Raw genomic sequence first — 3,386 nt, forward strand, 5'->3', positions numbered from 1 at the left:
GCGCTCCGCTTGAGTCACTGTCCGAACCGATTGGCGGTCTTCAGATACTCCAGCTCCTCGTCGGTACAGTTCCGCCCCAGCACCTCGTTGCGATGGGGGAAGCGGCCGAAGCGCGTGATGACGTCGCGATGCTCGTGAGCATGCTTCATCATTTCCTCGTCCTCGAAGGCGGCGAACAGCGAACAGCCCAGCTCCTGGTCGGTCAGCGATTCGCTATGCTGGAAGGGCATGTAGAAGAACAGCCGCATGGTGAGGTTGAAGGCGGCCGGATAGTTCCGCGCCAGCGCCAGCCGAGCCGTCGGCAGCGCCTTGCAGTCGCCCGAGAAGGCCCGCGAGGCCTTGCGATGCATGTTGCGCGAGAACTGGTCGCACAGGAGGATCAGCGCCAGCGCCCCGTCGGGTGACTTCTGCCAGTGGTCGAAGGCGCCAACGATGGCCATGTCGAGCGCCTCGGCAAAGCGTTCGCGGATCTCGGCGTCGAACTCGGCCGGCCCTTTCCACCAGATGTCGCGCGGCTTGCCATGGTCGGGATGGTCGAGCGGCAGGAACCAGAAATCCAGGACATCGCGGATGGTCGGTGCGTTCATCGGCCGTTCTCGCCCAGCCCGGCCAGCAGGCCGGCAAACAGGCGCGCCCGTGGCGCCAACTCCGAGATCAACACATGCTCCTCCAGTGTATGCACGCCTGCGCCGATGGCACCCAGCCCGTCGAGCGTGGGGATGCCGAGCGCGCCGGTGAAGTTGCCGTCGCTGCCGCCGCCAAACGTGCCGTGCTCCAAGGTGATGCCGATCTCGCTGGCCGTCGCGGCGGCCTGCGCGAACAGCCGCATTGTTCCCTCCGATGGCTCGAACAGCGGCCGCTCGGGTCCTTTTTCGACTTCGAGGGTCACGCCTTCGATCGGTGAGACCAGCCGCGCCATGAACTCATGGACGAACACCAGGTTCTCGGGCGACGACGCCACGCACAGCACCTCGGCGGTGCACTCGGTCGGGATCACGTTCACGAACAGGCCGCCGCGGATCACGCCGACGCTGAAGGAGACCAGCCGATCCATGTCGGTGGCGCTTTCGATCGTTTCGACCAGGCGCGCCATTGCGCGGATGGCGCTGCGGCCGGCGCGATTGTCGGCGCCGGCATGCGCCGGCCGGCCGCGCGTGGTGATGCGGTAGCGCGCGAAGGCATGACGGCCCGTGATCACCTTGCCCTGGCGTGCGGGCTCGGGCACCAGCACGCAGCGATGCCGGCGCGCTTCGTCTTCGATCATCGCGCGCGTGCCCGGACTTCCGATCTCCTCATCGGGGATCATCAGGAAGGTGACGGGGAGCGGCGTGTCGCCATTCTCGGCGCGCAGCCGGCGCAGGGCATGCAGCGCCAGGCAAATGCCGCCCTTCATGTCGAGCACGCCCGGTCCATAGAGCCGGTCGCCGTCGATGCGCAGTTTCAGCCCGTCCTCGATCGTTCCGACCGGATGAACCGTGTCGAGATGGCCCAGCACCAGGATGCCCGGGCCGTCATCGCGCCCGGCAAAGTGTGCACGCATCACCGGTGCGCCCGAGATGGCCGACGTACGGTCGATGTCGGCGCCGGCGGCGCGGAAATCGGCCTCGGCGAGGTCGAACATGCGCGCCACCGCTTCCGGCGTCACCGACGGGCTCTCGACCGCGGCCCAGCGCATGATGTCCTCGACGATCTCTCGGCTGGAGAAGCTGTTGGAATCCATCGCCTCATCCTAGCGATGAGGGCATAGTGGCGGCAAACAAAGGGGAACGAACCAAGTGGGCAAGGTCCGGAACGTCCTGTTCATCATGTGCGATCAGTTGCGCGCCGATCACTTGTCGTGCGCCGGCCATCCGCATCTCAAAACGCCGGCCATCGATTCGCTGGCGGCCAAGGGCGTGCTGTTCCCGCGCGCCTATGTGCAGTCGGGCGTCTGCGGCCCCTCGCGCATGAGCTACTACACCGGCCGCTACATGTTCTCGCACGGCGCCACCTGGAACCGCGTGCCGCTGTCATTGCGCGAAAAGACCATCGGCGACTATCTGCGGCCAGCCGGCATCCGCGTTGCCCTGGCCGGGAAGACGCACGTGCTGCCCGACCTCGACGGGCTGGAGCGCTACGGCATCGAGGGCGGCTCGGCCATGGCGGCGCTGATGCGCGCCGGCCGCTTCGAGGAGCTCGACCGCTACGACGGCCATTCGCCGCCGGGCGAGGAGAGCCACTATGCCGCCTATCTGCGCAAGCAAGGCTACAATTCCGACGATCCATGGAGCGACTATGTGATCTCGGCCGACGGTCCCGATGGGCCGGTGTCGGGCTGGCACATGCGCAATGTGCACCTGCCCGCGCGCGTCGCCGAGGAGCATTCCGAGACCGCCTACATGACGCGCGAGGCCATGCACTTCGTCGAGGACATGGGCGACAGGCCGTGGTTCCTGCATCTCAGCTACGTCAAGCCGCACTGGCCCTATATGGTGCCCGCGCCCTATCACAAGATGTACAGCGCCAAGGATTGCCTGCCGCTCAACCGCGATGAGCGCGAGCTTCTGGACCAGCATCCCGTGCTCGCGGCCTATCGCCAGCATGACGAGTCGCAGTCCTTCCAGCGTGCCGACGCGCCGGACATCGTGCGGCCCGCCTACATGGGCCTGATCAAGCAGGTCGACGATTGGCTCGGCCGCCTCTTCGAGCACCTGAAGAAGCTCGGCCGCTTCGACGACACGCTGATCCTCTTCACCGCCGACCACGGCGATTTCCTGGGCGACCATTGGCTGGGCGAAAAAGAGATGTTCTATGAAGAGGCGCAGCGCGTACCCTTCATCGTCTACGACCCCGATCCGGCCGCCGACACAACGCGCGGCACGATCGACGAGCGTTTCGTCGAGGCGGTCGATGTCGTGCCGACCTGTCTTGCCGCGCTGGAGCAGCCCGCCAACGATCATCTCGTCGAAGGCTGCTCCCTGCTGCCCTTGCTGCGCGCCGGCAAGGTCGAGAACTGGCGCGACGCGGTGTTCTCCGAGCTCGACTACTCCTTCCGTGAGGCCCGCAAGATCCTGAAGCGCGGCCCGCGCGACTGCCGCGCCATCATGGTGAGGACCGACCGCTGGAAATACGTCTGGTGGCAGGATTTCCGGCCGATGCTGTTCGACCTCGCCAACGACCCGAAGGAGCTCAGCGACCTCGGCGCCGACGACGCTCACGCCAACATCCGCCGCGAGATGGAGGAGCGGATGGCGGCCTGGCTGAAAGGACGCAAGACGCGCGTCACCGTCGACGACGCCTACGTCGAGGCGCGCACGGCCACCCACAAGAAGCACGGCATTCTTTTCGGCATGTGGTGATACGGGAGCGCGGGCCTCTGGCCCGCTCATGATGCGGGCCAGAGGCCC

Annotated in this window: 3 protein-coding genes; 1 reads left to right on the plus strand and 2 read right to left on the minus strand. The window is 66.5% G+C overall.

Going from position 1 to position 3,386, the window contains the following annotated elements:
* Positions 1-14: 14 nt before the first annotated feature.
* Both RSO01_RS46305 and RSO01_RS46310 read right to left on the minus strand, forming a co-directional pair.
* Positions 15-587, minus strand: a complete 573-nt coding sequence (locus RSO01_RS46305) for a DUF924 family protein (protein ID WP_147157398.1) — start codon at positions 585-587, stop codon at positions 15-17.
* On the minus strand, positions 584-1,720 hold the full coding sequence (locus RSO01_RS46310; protein ID WP_147157399.1) for a M20/M25/M40 family metallo-hydrolase: 1,137 nt from the start codon (positions 1,718-1,720) through the stop codon (positions 584-586). The genes RSO01_RS46305 and RSO01_RS46310 overlap by 4 nt, the downstream gene beginning before the upstream one ends.
* A 55-nt stretch (positions 1,721-1,775) precedes the next feature.
* Between RSO01_RS46310 and RSO01_RS46315 the strand changes: the two genes are divergently transcribed.
* Positions 1,776-3,338, plus strand: a complete 1,563-nt coding sequence (locus RSO01_RS46315; RefSeq protein WP_147157400.1) for a sulfatase-like hydrolase/transferase — start codon at positions 1,776-1,778, stop codon at positions 3,336-3,338.
* Positions 3,339-3,386: the final 48 nt, after the last annotated feature.

This window comes from Reyranella soli (genome assembly GCF_007992495.1).
Classification (GTDB): Bacteria; Pseudomonadota; Alphaproteobacteria; order Reyranellales; family Reyranellaceae; genus Reyranella; species Reyranella soli.